Genomic DNA, 15,772 nt, shown 5'->3' on the forward strand with positions numbered 1-15,772 from the left:
TGACATCCCTCCTCTCAGGTGATGAATTTATACCGGTATCCACTCCTCATAAGTTCCCTGCTCTGACAACAAATCACCGAGGGTTTCAAAAAACGTAGCCGCCATTGTTTCCAACCCCTCCCATTGTTGCTCATTCACCCAATCAAAATATTCATCTTCTTTAACTTTCGCCCAAGTTTGTTCTACTTTCTCCGAAACAATAAAAGGTGATTGCCCTTCCTTGCCCCAAGTCTCTTCCTTATCCAACAACCTGGCTGCTACTTTTCTGGCGTTAATGTAAGTCATAACAAACAGTGCTTTTTTAACAACCTCTTGCACCGCATACCTCAGCGAGGATAACGCATCCACCAAAGTCTCTTTAATAGTCGGGTTAATCATACACATAGCGGCGATCGCACCTTCCCGAATCCTTAAACTTGTTGCCGCCGCACTACCCACCTTGCCCACCACTAAAGCCGCCAAAGATTTCCCGACTGTTTCCCCCAAGGGAACATATAAAGCATTAGCCGCTTGTTTTAAATCGTCCATCATTTTCTTGTCAGATGCTGCCCAATCAAAGTTATAGGCTTGAGAAACCCCTTGGGTCAATTTGCTCATCACTGTAGGTATTGTTACCCCTAAAAAACCGCCAACAAAAGCCGGATGGGCTGCTACTAAACTCCCTACACCCGCACCAACAAACCCTAATGCTTGTCCGCCAACAATCAGCACAGTCCCAGCAATTAAACCACCCGCTACAATCCCGGCTATTTTAGGAACCAGAGGAGCCTCTTGTAGCCATTCTTTGAAAAAACCCCAGTTCCCTTTTTTGATGTTTTCTGCAATAACTAAAGCTCCGCCCTTGACACTACCCGCCCACTTCTTAAAATCAAAGGCTTTTAAACTTTGAATCTGCTGATAAAAAGGGGTCGAAAAACTATTAAACCACTGTGAAGACATTGCACCGCCAGCTATAGCGGTTGAAGTTAGTTCTCTCTGGTCTATCCCTACAATATTAGACATAGTTTTAACCTATATTATCAGAATCGAATGGTAACAAGTCTCTACTTCGGCGAAATTCAGTTAGATTTTCCCTTGATGACAAATTGTCGGATTTGATTTGGCGATTCATCATCAACTCATCATTAGTTTTTAAGAGACGTGCCCGTTCCTCTCTAGTAGGAGGACTTTTGGGTTTGTCTTTAAACCTCGGTTCCGTCATCGCATTATAGTAATTCATCAACCAAGAACGTTTAAACTGTTCAAAGTCGCCGCCCCCAAGGGCTGATACTACATTTAAATATTCTAAGTGTAGCCGAAAATCCAAGACAGCGATCGCTTCCTCTATTCTGTTGTTTGTATCAGTTCTTAACCCCGCTTTTTTCTCTCTTTCAGATGGTGGCTTCTTACCACTACCCGAATCGCTTGGGGGACGATTGGAACCACGGGGGGGATTTCTTTTGGTCACGATTATGTCCTCATTTTAGCTGCCATATTCAAAATTATCTCATAAAGGTCAGTGCTTTTAAACCTAAACTCATCAACCTCTATTTCATAATCATGAATCTCTAATAAATCGGGCAACATAGCCTCTGTCGTGTCTTCATCGTTTAAATCAAGTTTAGGCTCATGACCCTTTTTACTATCCTTACCGAATCCCTTACCAGCTCCCCAGTGTTTTTTACCAAACACATTAAACTCAATCGGTAAAGTCACCACCTTCGAGATAATAGGAATTCCCAACCCGTCCAAAATCGCCGACGTTCTGTAATATAACTTAGCTAAAGTCCGATACATTCTCGTCATTATATAAGCTAGGCGAATCTGAATATTTAACCGGTTAGCACTATCACCTTTCAACTCAATCAACAGTTCAGTCTGAGCCTTTAATATAGCCCCCAGCGAGTTAAACTTTAACTCTATAGACTGGTCGCCTTTTTGGGCTTTATTCGTATCCTGAACTTTAACAGTAACCGGAGCATCAAAACCATAATTGTCGATGGTTTTCAACAGGTCAGACATGATTTCCAGATAATCCTTATTTGCATGATTACCTTTACCTTCTGGTATCATCATATTAGACGGAACCTGGAAACTCTTGTCTAACAACTTCCTGACCCCTAGGGCTTTATGTATTTCCCGAGTCATCTTGGTCAAATCTTCACAGCATGATTGAAGCATATCACTCCTTAATATTGGTAGACTTGGCGGTGGCTCTGGTTGATAATTCTCCACCCATTTACAGGGATAAACTGGGTGATATCTGGAGTACGATCCTATTTGATGAATGTGTCTAATAATCCAGTAATGTTCATAAAGTTTCGGTTACCCTTCCGCATTTGGATTAGCAACCCAGGGAGCCGCAATAGAATCAACGGTATAATACCCGTCATGACCTAGGTTGGTAGATGTAGCAAAATAGCGTGGAGAACTCTCTTTAGCGAATTTCCCCAGTTTTGTTACTGATATTCTCTCTTTTATTGTAGTAGAAGAATGTAAGAACCCCTCTTCCTCCTGCAGTTTCCTTCTAAACGCGGTAATGGAGCCTGGATTTGTATAACCTAAATTGACTAAAGGGGCAGAAATATAAGGGGCGCTATACATTGAAATGTTCAACTCTATGTCAGATCCGAAATTTTTAAAACTTTTCCCGGCGAATGACTCAACTAAATCTGCATACTGGCTTTTTATAGGATCTGTTTGAAAAACCCGAATATGTGCCCAGTAAGCCATACAAAGCCAACCAGTATAACCTGGAGGGGGACCGGAAATGCCTAAATCAACCCTACCTGCATCGCTTTCATCTCCTTTATCTTCATCACCGCCGCCTTTATTATCGTCTGCTCCCTCGTCTTTATCATCTTCACAAACATTTCTAGCAAAAGTAACCGTTTTCCCCCCAATAGTTACGCTCATCGATTGCTCGCATTCCCCAAGGTAAACCGAGACATTTGCATCATTGATACTGTCAATTGTTCCCCCAAAACCTTTGGGGTTTCCATCTTCATCAAGGTCTACAAATCCGCGAGCCGTGCTGCCAATCTTTTCGGTTTTTATCCCTCTCCTAGTTCCACCATCCTGTAAATCCTCAGCTTCTATGCTTGCTTTGGGCAACATCGACCGGGCAAAATCAACCATTCCTCCAACGTCTATATCAATATCCCCGTCATCACGGGGAATCCTTACTCTAGCCCTGGGTTTGTCGTCTGCTTCTAATCTTTTGACCTCTCTTTCTATTACATCTACAGCTTGCCGGTAGTTGCGATTCCTAACAATGTCTTTCACCCTTCGGCTACGCTCTTCTACCTCTCTCATTACAAAGATTCCTCATCCCAATTAATAAATAATTGCCTCCATCCCTCCTCAGACAACACCCGATTATCAGTCAGACATTCTGGATCCATCGCCTCGATAATGTCCAAAGAAACCTGCTTAATGGTTTCCCGTTGTTTTAGCATCACATAAGCATTAGGCAGATATTGGCTTTGCCAAGACCTTAACAGGGCAGAGACTGGCAACACTTCTAAAAAGTCAAAAGTTTGGCATAGATACTCAATTCTCTCTAACCATTGCTCAACGAGAAAACGATAGTCGTTCCTGTTTCTTGAATCCGTTTTATCCGTTTGTCGATCCGTTTTCGGAAATTCATTAATTGTTCTGTATTGTATGGGGACATTGGCTAAGGCTTTTAACTCTCGAATGATAGGAAATCCATCAGAGGGGAAGCCGGGGAGTAAAAAGTGGCGTTTGAATATCACCTTTTTAGCGTAAAGCATTGATGACAAGTTACTATCCCACAAATTAACTGCAGCCAGTTCATATTGTCCCCCTGGTAGATGAGTTAAATCCTGGGGTTTTTCACTGCTATATAAAGCTGTGGTCATTGATAATAACTCTCCATAATCAGAACAGTTGTCGTTCCCTCTTTTACTTTTGCCCATATCGCGTCAGTTGGTATAAATCCGGCTACATTACCTGGATAATAAATCTGGCCGGGTGGCATTTTGAATGGATTGCTTGTCGCGTCACTTCCCAATGTGCCAAAACCCCAAAGGAGCTCAATTTCTCCCTGATTTTGAATTTCAAAATAAGCACGGCTTAGATTAGCGGGGGCTATTAACATGGGATTAGGGCTTACAGTGACTGTGTTCATCACTGTATTAGCCGGACGTTTAGCCATCAATATTAAATCTAATTCTACTCTATGTTCTCCCTCGATGTAAAGAGTGTCATAGATGCGATTACTGGCTATTGAACCGCCCCCTAATATGCCGTTGCCATAATCCTTAAAACTTAAACCTAGCCGGTCAAACCTGCCAAATATTTTGACCTCGTTTGCTGTTAAGTAAGGATTAATTAGAGGAACATAAAACCGCCTCCCTCGATTTTGAATGATAGGACAAGCTGCCTCGACCCATGAACCGGTAGCGCTTTTTCTTCTAAGCAATTGCCACCCAAATTTAGGATGATTGCTCTCTAATTTCATTAATTTGGCTGCTCTTTCTGCCGCCGAATCCTCTGGGTAAAATTCAGGATAAGGAGACCGGGGAAAACTTGGACACCAAACTGAGGCGGTGAGACTTTATAGGAAGGCATTAGCCCGCCATAGCCATCTAGGGTCAATATTGGCAGATATTGAATTAACGGCACTAGAAACAGCCCCAAGTGTTAATGGGTCATTAACATAATTACTGGCATTACTTTGATTAATTTCAAATGAAAATGTGTCGGTTTATGATCAGCGATTTTCTGCCATAGTTTAAGGTGTCAATAAGTATGGTTGTGCGGTTGAAGTCATACCATTAGTGTAGTCAATGATTACGGGATAGTCTGTTAAAGTGATGGTGCATATTAATGGATAAGTTCCATTTCCCCTAACGTTAGGTCGGATAGAAAAATCACAATGTTGTTTGGCGGGTTCGGGGTTTAGCTCGAAACTAAATTCTGCTATGTGTTGATGTACAACTAAATGCAGTAAAGCACTAGCTAAATTGGTTTGGTTAAAGGGGTAACTGCCTATACCGGGTTCAAAGGCATCAACAACGGATCTTGGACTTTAATCGCACCGTCATCAATAAAACCTTCTAACTCGTCAATATCCAGATTAACAACAGAAGCCTCCTCATCCAGAGACAGATCCATAATATCTTTCCCGGTGATATTAACGACTAAGTTTTTCTGCCTTTGCAACAATTGCCGCCCCATTGCTAAAACTAAGGCTTCTAAGGTAGTTTCAGAAAAATCGGGATAAAGTCCCGGCGTGATGTTCATATGCGACAATAGAGACAACTCATTCCATTTTACTATAAATGCCTATTCGGTTTGAAATGCGTCCTACCGGTGGCGGGGGCGGCGGCGCTTATTATCGCCATATTAAGTCAGGTTATTTTCAACTCACCGCAGGGGAAGAGATTGAAATAGTCCCCGCCACGCCATTATTAGTCCGTCGGGAAATCACCATCCAAGCCGACAATCCTTTTTCTATTCGGTGGGTAGGGTCTGATTTATCCTTACCTGTTTTTGAAAATGGCTTCTATTCCGATGGGAGTGATGGGGGGATTGGTGTTTTAGCAAGCAGCCCCACAACTCAGATTCTCTCTATCTGGGTGCGCCAAGATACGGAAATTGACTACAACATAGGAAGCGAAATCGAGGACGATATGCCTATCCCAGATTTATCAATTAGACCGTTTATTTCCTTAGATTCCAATATAAACAAACTTCCATCGTTTATAAGTTCTGATTCTCAAGTTAATTATGATGACGTAGATACTTATAATAGGTTCTGGGGAACGTGGACTACAACAGAGGGAGCAGTTAGAGCCTGGCAATTTGATGCTTTTTTGCCCGGTAAACAATATGTTTTTAATATTACCCATAATCTTTATGCCTACATTGGGAATGACGGAATTTCTACGTCTGTTATCAAGGAAGGAACTAATATCGAGATTTTACTATGTCCTCGTGAAACCATGTGGATGGCAATATCTCAAGTTGCATTGTTTTCTAATGTTTTGAGTTCACATATTGACATAGATAATCTTGAAAAATGGATAACAAATCGATGCTCTGTTATTACAGTTCCTGACACAGGGGGAGCTTTTAATCTGACTCCTACTCTGTCTCGCTATATTTTGCTGTTTAAAGCTGAAGGTTCTTTTTTAGCTCCCGGATTAGGACTTTGCCGTTGCATTTACACGCCCAACAGCACAGACCCAAAACAAGGGGGAGAATTTGAGATAACGCAGTTTTTACCATGGGAGGATTGGTAAATTCACAAAAATAGGGGAGAGTATTACCGGTTAGTAAACAAATATAGAGAAGGCTGATCCGATCGCTCGCCGCCAAACTTTCCCCCAAGTCGGCGCGAAAACTAATATTCTCCCCGCCCGAACCCTACAATAGTCATATAGGTAAGCCGATCGCTTTACCTCGTCGGCTAGGCAACTGGGGGAAATTCCCTACAGACACGAATTCATGAAAAAAAACCGCATTGGTAAAGCATCAATCATTCCTGATGCGATCGCCGACAAGATAATCAAACGCTGTAAATATCCCTGGCAGCAAACTTTACTTGCCATCTTGATGTACACCGGTGAACGAGTAGGAGCGGTGAGGTTACTACGAGTCCCTGATGTTTATGTTTCCCCAGCTTCCCACATTGTCCTGCCAGAAATAACTTTTCGGTCTGAAACTAGAAAGCGATCGGGCGGGAAAGATGGGGGAGTCCGCCAAGTTCCCATCTCCCAAAAACTTAGAGAGATTCTTGGAACCTACCGCATCGGTGGCGGCGATTTTCTATTTCCCAGCCCATCTGATATATCCAAGCCCGTGACAGTTCAAGCGTTCGACTCTTTTCACCGGAAAGCGATCGCTCAACTGGGTTTACAAAATGAGGGTTACTCGCTTCACAGTTACCGCCGCACTTTCATTACCAAACTTTATAACAAGGGAGTCAATACCAGAACCATCATGGCTATCACAGGTCACAAATCTATGGCATCTTTGCAGCGCTACATTGATGCTGATCCTCAAAAAATCCGAGACGCGATCGATGAAATCTAAGGCAGTCGATGACTTAAGGTTGCCAGACATCAGAGGAAAGTGGGTGCTACTAGCCAAACACAGATCGAGAAGTAACTGCCCTAGATTCCGCCAATTTTAGCACTAAACCGGGCTGCTTGGTATTTTGTCTAAAACATCAAAGACTCTTACACACAGCCAACGGCGCTAACCATTTTACAGTAGCAAATAGCGCTGTTTAGGGTTAAAAAATGCTCATTGATTTTTCTGTGAAATCATAAAATTTTTCGGGGGAGTAAAGTCTCCCCCTGTGGAAAATTTAGGAGTTGCTATCTGGGGATTTCCAACCACCCGATTTAAGTGCGGGAAGTTTTTCTAGGATAGTTTCGAGAGATAAGCCGGACTCGATCCACTGTTCTATTTGGTCGGCGATCGCTTTAGCTTTTTCCGATAGATGGGGGCCGGCAAGGTAACAAACCTGCTTTTTTCCCCTATATAGGTAAGCATATTTATTCCCGTTGGTGTCTTGGGCGGTTGACTTAGCTTTCCAGCGAACAGTTAGGCGATCGCTCTGAGAAGTGTTCACCGGGGATAAATTTTCGTCACCCAGGGTGACGGCTATCCATCCCAAATACTTAACCTTACCTTTCTCGCGTAACCTTTCCAGAGACTTGACTACACGAGATATCGGGATATCAGTGGATTGGGCGAGTTGTTTGTGGTCTTGATTCGGACATTTGTCCAGCGCCATAAAGACATCCATATCATCCCAAGCCGGATCGAATGGTTCTACACTTTCAGAATCCGTCACCCAGGGTGACGATATTATGACGGAAAGCTGCCTCGGTGACTTAGATTTTTCCCTCATCGGCCTGACCCCCTGTTATCATCTTCCCCAGATCTCACTCGACTATTTATAGCCAAAATGTTGCCGTAGGATTGCTTGGCTATATCACGAGCCAACCGGAGCTTATGGGCACAAGGAAGGTCGCTAAAATTTAGGGCGATCGCCACATCAAGATAACGGGCGACTTGGCGGAAAGCTGCATAATTCCTCCCGATAAGTTCTCGTAGTTCCAGCACTTCGGACTGAAGTTCCAGCACTTTGGACTCAAGTTCCAGCACTTCTGAAGGAACGCTTGGGATTGTGTCGGTCGGGTTATGAGCGATCGCGCGTAACGGCGCGTTTAAATTTTTAACTTTTGCGTCACCCAGGGTGACGGAATCGGTGACTTTATTAGCGATCGCCTTTTCACCGGTGACAGTTTGAAGGTTAGAAAAGTGTTGTGCCATAGTCCATTTGTTTCTTGAGGGTTTAGCAGCGTGCCAAAATAGAAAGCACCCTTCGTGGACACGAAGGGCGCTTAATTTATTTAGAAACCTGTTGGAGAATCTCCTGTCGGATGTTCTCCATTTGTTTTTTCATTTGAGATTGATAGTCTCGGTTGGCTTGCAGTCTTTGCTCTAATCGAGCCTCATGGCTTTTGACATACTCATGGAAACCAGCAAACAACTCCTCCAACAGGTCTAGAATTTTCCCGCCTGTTCCGGGGACACTTTCCCCGCTTGACTGGAAATTATCCCCCTGGCAATCTGTTCCACCAATTCGGACCGATTCAGATTTAGCTCCAGAGCCATCTGATCCAGTAGCCCGACGGCTGTTTCCGTTAACGTCATCGAGACTGACTTCTTGTTTTCCCCGTACAGCGTGCTGCGGGTCTTCCATTATTCGAGCGCGATAGGTAAAAAGCCGGATGTTGAGAGCGGGGAAGCTGGTAGATTGATGCGATCGCCTTGGGGTTGGTCAGGCGATCGCAAAAGCACACCCTATATATAGGTAAAAAGCCTATGGTCAAACCAAAAGCCGAGGCCGCCAATTTGCCTAGCGGGTTTCACCGCTTGGACAAAAAACATCAGCGGATTTTCCTGGTCACTTGTTTGGCTTGGATGCTGGCAGATCGACAAGTCGCCGCCAACGGGCAGCAACAAATCGGACGGCATCTAAGACGGACAGCTCAAAGGTCTGTGTTCAAATTATCAGATGAGGAGGTAGCTCACTACATAGCAGAAATTGAGGATTCCATCCAACGGAATCCCCAAATAGCCGGACCTATTGGTTTGGTGTTCAAAGTTCACAAGTCTTGATTCCAAAAGGAAAGGGAAACCCCAACGTTTCCCCTTCCTCCCCATCATCCTTAGCAAAAAGGAACTTAAAGATGAGCGACGTGAATCTACCTCGTTCAGTCATCAGCATAACATCTGAGACTGCTACGGGTCAACTCAACTTGTCCGAATCACTAACAGCAGAGGAGGTTTTTGCATATCTAAGTTTGTTCAACAAATTACTTGAGTACACGCCAGAGGAACTGGAGGAAATTCTATGGAAGCACCAGACAGAAGAGAAATTCCGCTCTCCCATTCTGCCGTTTCCGACACGGCCAAATCCGTCCTTTTAGCACTACTGCAAAATCCTAGCCTGGTTCAGGAGTTGCCATTAACAACTCAACAGGTTGGTCGCCTGCTAAAGGAAAGCTGGTATCTCGCCAATGAAATGCTGGCGACTTACCAGAGGAGCAATGGGGATGAACTGAGAGCGATCGTTTTAAACGGCCGCCCCAATGAGAAGGTGAAAAACTACGATGTCAACCGACAACAGAAACAACCCGTTCACACAGATAAAACTCCAGGCGGCGACTACTTCAAATGAAGAATTAACCCGTTGTCTGCAAACAGTGACTGCCATTCTGGAATCTAAAAACCCCGACTACAGGGAAATCAGAGCCCAATTGCTTAGGGCCACTTGTTTGAGTTATGAGGTAGTGCGACATCTCGATGCTGCGAACATGAGTATCGGTCACTAAGTCAAAAAACTTGGGGCGGCTTGACCAAAGCCACCCCTAAGCAAGTCATTTAGGAGTTTACTATGCCCAAGTCGGGAGAAAACTCAAGCTCTTTTATCCTTAACCGTGGCTTAATAATAGCACTCCTAGAGGTTGACTTGCTAAATGTGCGATCGCGGCGGCGGGTTATGCGATCGCTCCTTCCCAAAGTTCTATTTAGGTGCGATCGCTCCCCATCGCCGCCATAGTTAACTAGTCTAACCACTAATAACGGCGCATTGGCGATGAAAAAATTAACCAACCAACAGAAGGCAGATCAGCTTAGTGTCTTAGTTCAACACTTAACCCCTAGCGCCTTAAACACAATGCACAAAGATTTGATGTCTCATTTTAATCGAGACATCGATACCAACCTCCAAAAGCAGGATGTAAAAAAAATACTTGAGGCGATCGAGAACGGGGAACTTCCATCAGAGGATTCCTCTGCCGCTGGCGATCACCTGTTGATTTCCATGGCTTGGCAGATTTTCTCTATCAATTACTACGTTAAAGAAAGGCTGTCATTTGATGATATTAGCATCCAAAAATTCCAGCAATACGCTGATGCAGCCTTACAAAAAACTAAGCTGTTTTTAGAACAGGCAAAAATCTTTATCACCGAGGAAAATGGAGAATCTTGAGTCAGAGATTTACCTGGGTCGCCTAACTGACATCGCGACAAGCATCCAAGACTACGGGGAAAGGATTAGCGTCAGACTTGACCAGTTCACCCTCGAAAAAGACGAGCATTTAGCCGAGGTTATTGGCTACCTGCATCTAATTAGACAACTAACCAATGAAGGCATGAAGGAGTTGCGAAAACTGTGACCAATGACCGCGACCATCTGGATGAGCAATTGAGGCGATTGCCAGGGTTTAAAGAAGAGGTCTTAGATGTCAGCTACATGGTAAGGAAACTCTACTATGACATCGACCAACTTTATAACTACTGCTTCACCGACAAACTCACTAAACCCTACGCCCAAAAGCAATTTCTCAACCAACTAGAGAAATTTGTTACCAACACCCAGGAAGCCGGGAAACTCATTCCCAAACTCATTGAAAAAATTGGAGGCTCTGATGATGAATAGCACAAACCAGCAAAACCCACAAACCCAATACACCACACAGCTAAAAAAGGATATCTTAAAGTCCATTGAAAATATTAGCGTACAGGTTTCCTCTCTGTGGTTAAAAGTTCAAGTCCCGAACCCCGATGAACCCTTAACCAGGGAAAACATCAGTAACCACTTGGAACAGCTAGCACGGGCTGTGAAAGTAGAAGCCAATAACTACAGCGAAAATCCTACCGACGATGATTCCTATGATTTGCTAGACAATTGGATATATATGGCTGATAAATCTACCGAATTTACGGACATCTTGATAGACATAAAAAGAATGGTTGATAATGCCATTTGCGAACTGGTTTTTATCAATGGTTTCTTTTGTGTTCAAGAATGTCAAGATATAGACAGATTCCAGCAGTCAGTTATTAAATGCCACGACGCTCTCTTGTATAACCTACAGAGCCCATTAAGTAATTAAAAGATCTAGATTTCACCGCCTGATGAGTCCTAGCCGGTAAAGGACGAAACTTTCCCCTTACACCTGGGGGGAAGTCGCGGATAACCGGGTGATTCCCGCCGCATTGATAACTAGCCCCCCCGAGGCGAAATGGGAGCATGATTTAATCTCAAATTAGGTTAATATTTTAGGGCAATATGGTATAATAAGCGATAAGTGCGAGACGTTTAGGAGTCAAATAAGGCTGCAATGCCTGAAATAACGTCCTAGTGGGACTTGCACCCCTTGGTGGAATATAAGGGATTCGCACCCCTGACCATCCCATAACTGTTTATATGTCCCGACGCTTGGAGAAATCTAAGCAAGGCAGGGGACTCAAGGTCATAAACCAACTGAGAAATCAGGGCGTTGAGAGTAACGGCGATAGCCACCCCCAGTTTGAGGAATCACAACCCGTCAGATTGAAGCGGGGAACGGAAGGCGTGAGGGAAACCTATTCCCAATAATCCGACCACTGCCAACCATCCATGACTAAGGAAATCTGAATGTTCCGGCTTGAACCATCGTAATTATTAAGTAGCGAAATAGGTTGATACGCTGCGCTCAAAAGAGCAAGGGGAAAAGTAGGAGTTTTCATCCACTACCTACACAGACCTTTAAAATTACCCCGGTGGACAGGACAAGTCTAAAGATGGAATGCCCGTATAAACGGAACGTTTAAACCCCTCATAGGTTCTCAGCAGGATGTAACTGCACAGTAGTGAAAAGTGTAAGCGTATGCCTTTAAGGGGAAAGGATGTGACTGAAAGCTAATGCCTAACTGTAATGGTTAGGATATGCCCACTAGTCACGGTGTGGATATAGAGACTGCGACAAATAAGAGTGTTTATGACGAGAGCGAGTTTAAAGACTACGATGTTGTATTTAGCTCCAAAAGTTGAAGTCACAAAGCAGGGAGTTGTTGCCCTGTTCCCGATGTCAAAAGGGGTATCTACATCAGGAGCCGTATGAGGTGAAAGTCTCAAGTACGGTTTGGAATTGGAGTTGGGGAAGGTGACTTCCCTTTCGACCATAACGTTGAGGATAAACCTATTGCCAGATATGTCAAACCCAAGGAAGCGGCCTAAATCCTTGGAGTCCATGAAAGAACACTCCGCAGATGGGACGAAAATGGCTCAATCGAGACCATCAGAACCCCCGCTGGGCAACGACGATACAACGTTGAGTCATATTCTGATGCCATCACGCAGTGACAAACGCAAAGTCGTTATCTATGCCAGAGTTAGTAGCCGCGCCCAGCAGTCCGACCTCAACCGACAGGTGGCCGCACTGTCCAACCTCTACCCCGAAGCAGAAGTCGTCTCCGAAATCGGAGGCGGGCTCAACTTCAAGGGAAAGAAAATGCTGGCCTGACTGGGACAAGTCTTGTCAGGAGATGTCCGCATGGTTGTCGTTGCCCACCCAGACCGATTGGCCAGATTTGGATGGGACTTGTTTCGATGGCTCTGTGAGCAAAACAGGTGCTCACTCATGGTTCTCAACGAGACAAGTCTCAGTCGAGAACCAGAAATGGTTGAGGACATCCTCGCCATCCTCCACTGCTTCAGTTCCCGATTATACGGACGGAGTCAATATAAAACTCAGGTCAAAGAAGATCCGGATTTACCCCAGCCTAGAGCTAAATCAAGTCTGGCGCAAATGGCTGGCTGCTTGTCGGTATTGCTACAACCAAGCAATTGCATTATCCCGGAGTGCTAAACGACTAAGCAAGTTAAAGTTACGCTGCGGAAGTGATGCAGAGTGACTTACCCGAATGGGTCAAAGAAACACCCGGCCATATTCGGCAAAATGCCATCTTTGATGCCGATCAGGCTTTGACCGCCAGTCCTGATGCAAGGTTTAGAAGTTGTCGTGACAGCTCTCAAGGGATTAAGTTCAATAATACTAATTTCTCTTCAGGGAGTTGGTATCCAAGACTCACGAAAGGATTAACTTTCATGGTTTCCTAAGCTATCCCTAAAACTTGCGGGCAAGGGACTCAGTTGGTGTTTACCAAAGGTCGATGGTTGGCGATTTTCCCTGAACCAGTTGCCGTTACCCCAACTGAAGCGAATGGCGTGATTGCATTAGACCGGGGTGTCCGAACTTTCATAACTGGGTTTGATGGCTCTCGGTTTCTGGAATTGGGCTCCGGAGATATAGGACGCATTACTAGGTTATGTCAACATTTGGATGATTTGATGAGCCGAATCGCCAAGGAACTTAATCGTTCACGGCGATGCCGGATGAGGCAAGCGGCTCAACGAATGAGAACTAAAATCCGGAATTTAGTGGATGAGGCCCACAAGCAAATTGCTCATTACTTGACTAATGACTACAGCATAATTTTTCTGCCGACCTTCGAGACTTCCAACATGGTTGCCAAAGCCAAGCGGAAAATCAAATCCAAGACTGCCCGAGCCATGCTGACATGGGCGCATTATCGATTCAAACTAACCCTGAGACATCAAGGGGAAATAACTGGAACCACAGTTGTAGATGTGACGGAAGAATACACCAGCAAAACCTGTACTCACTGTGGTAATATGCATTCCCAGCTAGGTGGCTCAAAAGTGTTCCGATGTCCTGAGTGTGGGTTCACTCTACCCAGGGACTGGAACGGTGCTTTTGGAATCTTTCTAAAAGCTTTGCGGGATACCGCCTCTGTTACCTTAACGGGTAATAGTGCTATCGTCGCATTGTCAGGCAATAGCCGGATAAATGTCGCGTAAATGTATTAGCAATCCAATTTTCCCCGGTACTTTGAGATAGTCTCCTTCAAACTTAACGTTGGCAGGATAACTCAAAGCCTGCCGACCATGCTTTGATTTGAAACGGGGTAACTGCGCCCGTTGTAGCCACGGCACAGATTAAGTCTTCAACTAAGGCCATAATTTGGAAATAGTCAGCATAGGCTTGATAGACTTCAATGGAGGTAAATTCTGGGTTATGGGTGCTATCAATTCCCTCGTTACGAAAGACACGACCAATCTCGAAAACTTTTTCCATACCGCCACAAACGGCACGTTTTAAGAACAATTCGGTAGCAATACGCAAGTATAAATCAATATCTAGGGCATTGTGATGGGTGATAAAGGGTCGCGTCGCCACGCCGCCATAAATACTCTGGAGGACGGGGGTTTCAATTTCATCAAATCCGGCATTCCATAGATAGGTGCGAATGCTGCGGATAATGCGGCTACGGAGTTTAAATCGCTGTAGGGATGTGGAATTACTAACTAGGTCTATTTCCCGGTGGCGGCGACAGAGTTCGGGGTCATTGATGCCATAGTAGGAGTCGGGGAAGGGTATGGTAGCTTTGGAGATCACGTCAAGGCGGGATACTTGAATGGAAAGTTCCCCCCGGTTGGTGCGGCAGCCAATACCCCCAACTCCGATAAAGTCGCCAATATCGAGAAGTTTTTTAATTTGGTTGAATGTTAAACCTGGGTCGCCTGTGACGAGTTTTTTCTCGATTTTGAGTTGAATGGTTGCTGATGCGTCGGTTAAGCCAATAAAGCCAATGCTACCGCTATCACGTTTGAAGGTGATGCGACCACAGACTCGCAGGGGAAGTGCTTGGGGGTCGGCTTCTCCGTTGGCGAGTTGGTGTTGTGGTTGGGAAAAGTGATCGTGAATTTCTTGGGCGAGGTGCGATCGCTCAAAAGCTACGCTAGGATAGGGTTCAATACCCTGACTACGCAATTCTTGGACTTTTTGGGCACGAACTTCTAATTCGTTGCGGGTTGGATTCTCAGGCATTTCGGAAGTTACATTATAGATTAGAGTCCTAGGATCTCATATCATAGCGATGGTGAAGATCAGAAGAACCGGATATTTATCAGTTACTGTGGTTAACACTTGTTTATCCCATGAGGAAGGTTAAACCCAAAGTTAGGCTCGTTGTCCTGGGTGCTATTATACTGGCATTAGGTGCGATCGCTATTGGTTTGGCGTTCAGGCCTGATGCTGAAAAGGATTTGAAGGCTAATGGGGATGATCTGTTTGAGCCGATAGTGGGGAATCCTGGCTTTGAGGGGGAACCGCCGCCACAGGTGAGGCGCAATTTTCCTGATGGTGAGTTTCGGGGTGCTGATTTTTACCCGCGAGCCAAGGCTAGAATTAGGAGTAATCGGGTAAATGTTCGCCGACTGGCTACTCTCAACACTGGAAGTATTGCTAGGTTATCGGAGGGGACGGTGGTGGAGGTGGTCGATCGCATTGATAGTTCTGAGGACGGTTATATTTGGTATAAGGTTGTCCTTCCCGAAAGCGATCGCCAAGGATGGGTTCGCGGCGATTTACTTACCCAGATATCAGATTAA

24 protein-coding genes and 2 pseudogenes are annotated in these 15,772 nt (G+C 44.8%); 14 read left to right on the forward strand and 12 right to left on the reverse strand.

The genetic code is table 11. The features are described from left to right. Positions 1 to 27: 27 nt before the first annotated feature. From N39L_RS17390 to N39L_RS17420, 7 genes are all read right to left on the reverse strand, one after another. Entirely contained in the window at positions 28 to 1,002 is a 975-nt protein-coding gene (locus tag N39L_RS17390) for a hypothetical protein (protein WP_014275863.1), read from the reverse strand. A gap of 4 nt (positions 1,003 to 1,006) precedes the next feature. Then, the gene (locus tag N39L_RS17395; protein WP_014275864.1) at positions 1,007 to 1,447 is read right to left on the reverse strand and encodes a hypothetical protein; all 441 of its coding nucleotides are present in this window, start codon (positions 1,445 to 1,447) and stop codon (positions 1,007 to 1,009) included. A 2-nt stretch (positions 1,448 to 1,449) separates the two neighbouring features. Continuing rightward, a complete protein-coding gene (locus N39L_RS17400; RefSeq protein WP_231851935.1) occupies positions 1,450 to 2,160 on the reverse strand; it encodes a hypothetical protein in 711 nt (236 codons plus the stop codon). Between the two features lie 144 nt (positions 2,161 to 2,304). Continuing rightward, the gene (locus N39L_RS17405) at positions 2,305 to 3,294 is read right to left on the reverse strand and encodes a hypothetical protein (protein ID WP_014274801.1); all 990 of its coding nucleotides are present in this window, start codon (positions 3,292 to 3,294) and stop codon (positions 2,305 to 2,307) included. Then, a complete protein-coding gene (locus tag N39L_RS17410) occupies positions 3,294 to 3,863 on the reverse strand; it encodes a hypothetical protein (protein WP_014275866.1) in 570 nt (189 codons plus the stop codon). The genes N39L_RS17405 and N39L_RS17410 overlap by 1 nt, the downstream gene beginning before the upstream one ends. Beyond that, positions 3,860 to 4,465 carry a hypothetical protein gene (locus tag N39L_RS17415; protein ID WP_231851936.1) on the reverse strand — a complete coding sequence of 202 codons (606 nt, stop codon included), beginning with the start codon at positions 4,463 to 4,465 and terminating at the stop codon, positions 3,860 to 3,862. The genes N39L_RS17410 and N39L_RS17415 overlap by 4 nt, the downstream gene beginning before the upstream one ends. 530 nt (positions 4,466 to 4,995) lie before the next feature. Continuing rightward, positions 4,996 to 5,268 carry a hypothetical protein gene (locus N39L_RS17420; protein ID WP_231851937.1) on the reverse strand — a complete coding sequence of 91 codons (273 nt, stop codon included), beginning with the start codon at positions 5,266 to 5,268 and terminating at the stop codon, positions 4,996 to 4,998. Positions 5,269 to 5,288: 20 nt separating this feature from the next. Here N39L_RS17420 and N39L_RS17425 point away from each other — a divergent pair, with 20 nt between their 5' ends. Continuing rightward, a complete protein-coding gene (locus tag N39L_RS17425; protein WP_014275869.1) occupies positions 5,289 to 6,251 on the forward strand; it encodes a hypothetical protein in 963 nt (320 codons plus the stop codon). 205 nt (positions 6,252 to 6,456) lie between these two features. Next, positions 6,457 to 7,044, forward strand: coding sequence for a tyrosine-type recombinase/integrase (locus N39L_RS17430; RefSeq protein WP_014274806.1), 588 nt, complete (start codon positions 6,457 to 6,459; stop codon positions 7,042 to 7,044). Between the two features lie 277 nt (positions 7,045 to 7,321). On the opposite strand, the gene N39L_RS17435 is transcribed toward N39L_RS17430, so the two are convergent. From N39L_RS17435 to N39L_RS17445, 3 genes are all read right to left on the reverse strand, one after another. Beyond that, positions 7,322 to 7,813 (reverse strand): winged helix-turn-helix domain-containing protein, encoded by a 492-nt coding sequence (locus N39L_RS17435; protein WP_231851938.1) that lies wholly within the window; start codon positions 7,811 to 7,813, stop codon positions 7,322 to 7,324. A gap of 53 nt (positions 7,814 to 7,866) precedes the next feature. Further along, positions 7,867 to 8,295, reverse strand: coding sequence for a hypothetical protein (locus tag N39L_RS17440; protein WP_014274397.1), 429 nt, complete (start codon positions 8,293 to 8,295; stop codon positions 7,867 to 7,869). Positions 8,296 to 8,371: 76 nt separating this feature from the next. Further along, positions 8,372 to 8,728 (reverse strand): hypothetical protein, encoded by a 357-nt coding sequence (locus N39L_RS17445; RefSeq protein WP_014274396.1) that lies wholly within the window; start codon positions 8,726 to 8,728, stop codon positions 8,372 to 8,374. A gap of 122 nt (positions 8,729 to 8,850) precedes the next feature. On the opposite strand from N39L_RS17445, the gene N39L_RS17450 reads away from it, so the two are divergent. Beyond that, positions 8,851 to 9,147, forward strand: coding sequence for a hypothetical protein (locus N39L_RS17450; protein ID WP_035736566.1), 297 nt, complete (start codon positions 8,851 to 8,853; stop codon positions 9,145 to 9,147). A gap of 235 nt (positions 9,148 to 9,382) precedes the next feature. Then, entirely contained in the window at positions 9,383 to 9,709 is a 327-nt protein-coding gene (locus N39L_RS17455; protein WP_006616132.1) for a hypothetical protein, read from the forward strand. Between the two features lie 203 nt (positions 9,710 to 9,912). Here the strand turns inward: N39L_RS17455 and N39L_RS17460 are convergent, their stop codons facing one another. Further along, positions 9,913 to 10,107 (reverse strand): hypothetical protein, encoded by a 195-nt coding sequence (locus tag N39L_RS17460; RefSeq protein ID WP_152553715.1) that lies wholly within the window; start codon positions 10,105 to 10,107, stop codon positions 9,913 to 9,915. 19 nt (positions 10,108 to 10,126) lie between these two features. On the opposite strand from N39L_RS17460, the gene N39L_RS17465 reads away from it, so the two are divergent. The 9 genes and pseudogenes from N39L_RS17465 to N39L_RS17505 all read left to right on the forward strand — a co-directional run bounded on the left by N39L_RS17465 (position 10,127) and on the right by N39L_RS17505 (position 14,179). Then, positions 10,127 to 10,522, forward strand: a complete 396-nt coding sequence (locus N39L_RS17465; RefSeq protein WP_006616133.1) for a hypothetical protein — start codon at positions 10,127 to 10,129, stop codon at positions 10,520 to 10,522. Then, positions 10,509 to 10,709, forward strand: coding sequence for a hypothetical protein (locus tag N39L_RS17470; protein WP_006616134.1), 201 nt, complete (start codon positions 10,509 to 10,511; stop codon positions 10,707 to 10,709). Before N39L_RS17465 ends, N39L_RS17470 begins: the two co-directional genes overlap by 14 nt. Then, positions 10,706 to 10,972, forward strand: a complete 267-nt coding sequence (locus N39L_RS17475; RefSeq protein ID WP_006616135.1) for a hypothetical protein — start codon at positions 10,706 to 10,708, stop codon at positions 10,970 to 10,972. The genes N39L_RS17470 and N39L_RS17475 overlap by 4 nt, the downstream gene beginning before the upstream one ends. Further along, the gene (locus tag N39L_RS17480) at positions 10,965 to 11,429 is read left to right on the forward strand and encodes a hypothetical protein (RefSeq protein WP_006616136.1); all 465 of its coding nucleotides are present in this window, start codon (positions 10,965 to 10,967) and stop codon (positions 11,427 to 11,429) included. Before N39L_RS17475 ends, N39L_RS17480 begins: the two co-directional genes overlap by 8 nt. 314 nt (positions 11,430 to 11,743) lie before the next feature. Beyond that, positions 11,744 to 11,914, forward strand: a complete 171-nt coding sequence (locus N39L_RS17485) for a hypothetical protein (RefSeq protein WP_167538952.1) — start codon at positions 11,744 to 11,746, stop codon at positions 11,912 to 11,914. 621 nt (positions 11,915 to 12,535) lie between these two features. Then, a pseudogene (locus N39L_RS17490) lies at positions 12,536 to 13,091 on the forward strand (IS607 family transposase); the annotation flags it as partial. After that, a complete protein-coding gene (locus tag N39L_RS17495; protein ID WP_148261854.1) occupies positions 12,982 to 13,212 on the forward strand; it encodes a helix-turn-helix domain-containing protein in 231 nt (76 codons plus the stop codon). The pseudogene N39L_RS17490 and the gene N39L_RS17495, both read left to right, overlap by 110 nt. Next, positions 13,202 to 13,417, forward strand: coding sequence for a hypothetical protein (locus tag N39L_RS17500; RefSeq protein WP_014276758.1), 216 nt, complete (start codon positions 13,202 to 13,204; stop codon positions 13,415 to 13,417). The genes N39L_RS17495 and N39L_RS17500 overlap by 11 nt, the downstream gene beginning before the upstream one ends. A 36-nt stretch (positions 13,418 to 13,453) precedes the next feature. After that, positions 13,454 to 14,179 carry an RNA-guided endonuclease InsQ/TnpB family protein gene (locus tag N39L_RS17505; RefSeq protein ID WP_231851939.1) on the forward strand — a complete coding sequence of 242 codons (726 nt, stop codon included), beginning with the start codon at positions 13,454 to 13,456 and terminating at the stop codon, positions 14,177 to 14,179. A gap of 121 nt (positions 14,180 to 14,300) precedes the next feature. Here N39L_RS17505 and N39L_RS17510 read toward each other — a convergent pair. After that, positions 14,301 to 15,209: pseudogene (locus tag N39L_RS17510) on the reverse strand (amino acid--tRNA ligase-related protein); the annotation flags it as partial. A gap of 110 nt (positions 15,210 to 15,319) precedes the next feature. Between N39L_RS17510 and N39L_RS17515 the strand changes: the two are divergent. Continuing rightward, on the forward strand, positions 15,320 to 15,772 hold the full coding sequence (locus tag N39L_RS17515; RefSeq protein WP_014275877.1) for an SH3 domain-containing protein: 453 nt from the start codon (positions 15,320 to 15,322) through the stop codon (positions 15,770 to 15,772).

It is taken from the genome of Limnospira platensis NIES-39 (assembly GCF_026000695.1).
GTDB classification, from domain to species: Bacteria; Cyanobacteriota; Cyanobacteriia; order Cyanobacteriales; family Microcoleaceae; genus Limnospira; species Limnospira platensis.